At 74.9% G+C, this 581-nt stretch carries 1 pseudogene; it reads right to left on the bottom strand.

From position 1 onward, the window contains the following. Window positions 1–581 (bottom strand): annotated as a pseudogene (locus CCN51_RS51580) (beta-galactosidase); the annotation flags it as partial.

The following is a 581-nucleotide window of genomic DNA, read 5'->3' as shown; positions in this document are numbered from 1 at the left end:
CCTCTCCGTCGCCGTCCAGGGCCGATGCCGGGATGTCGATATGGAACACGGCGGCCCTGTCGAAGTCCGCGTCGCGCGGGGCGGAAGCCCTCTGGTGGGAGCCGCCGATGCGGGCGGGCGGGGCCACCGCATGCTCCCGCAGGCATTCCAGGGCCGGCTGCGGCAGGCGCGGTGCCGGGGTCAGCGACCAGCGGGTGAAGACGCCGTCGGCGGTGGCCGGGCCGACGCCGTCACCGGGCAGCTGGGCGGGCGCGGGTAGCAGGGCGATGGACGGAGCGGGGGAAGTGATGTGCAGGCGCAGTTCACCGCCGTCGACAACGATTACGTCGTCGCTGAGCGCGAGCCGGTCCCGGCCGAAGATGTGGATCTTGTTCAGCTGGAGGGCCGCCTCGTGCGACAGCACCAGAGCCTGTGCGGTGCCGGACGGTCCCGTCAGGGTCAGCAGCGCCCCGGTGCCCGGCTCGGTCGGCGTGACGAGCGTGCCGTCGGCGCCGCGTGCCACGCGGGCCGGCCCCTCGACGTCCACGCCGGCGGGCAGCGAGAGCGTGGCGGGGATGCCGTCGACGGCGGCCAGCACGGTC

Origin of the sequence: Streptomyces milbemycinicus (assembly GCF_002154605.1) — a bacterium.
Taxonomy (GTDB): Bacteria; Actinomycetota; Actinomycetes; order Streptomycetales; family Streptomycetaceae; genus Streptomyces; species Streptomyces milbemycinicus.
The sequence above is the reverse complement of the archived record's forward strand: the minus strand, read 5'-3'. Positions and strand labels throughout refer to the sequence as shown.